This is a genomic window from Gilvimarinus sp. 1_MG-2023 (assembly GCF_030548285.1).
This window is the reverse complement of record NZ_JAUOSC010000484.1, coordinates 1-339: the sequence shown is the minus strand read 5'-3', so window position 1 is coordinate 339 and position 339 is coordinate 1. Positions and strand designations below refer to the sequence as shown.

The 339-nt window shown below is 59.3% G+C and carries 1 pseudogene; it reads right to left on the bottom strand.

Annotation, left to right across the window (positions count from 1 at the left end):
• Positions 1 to 339, bottom strand: a pseudogene (locus Q4563_RS17740) (NAD(P)/FAD-dependent oxidoreductase); the annotation flags it as partial.

Below are 339 nucleotides of genomic sequence, written 5' to 3'. Positions count from 1 at the left end.
GGCCATGGTGCGAGACGACAAGGCATCGGTATCCACGCCTCCCAGCGCGACCTCAGCGGTACGATAGCCTTCCGTACCCGCCGGTTTGACTTGCCAGTGATGAAGCTGGTGCGCCAAGGCATCCATTTGCGCTCCATTAAGGGCAGACAAGGGTTGATCCGCCAAACTTCCAGTCGCTGCCAGCCAGCATTCCGCAATTTTTTGGGTCAGACGCTGCCCCAACCAGGTTTTGAGCAGCTGTTTCGGGCTACTGTGCTGGGACGCCCGCAGGGCTGCAGCGGCATCCATTGTGGGTAACAGGTTGATCGTCAGGCTATCGCCTGGTTGCCAGTAGCTGGA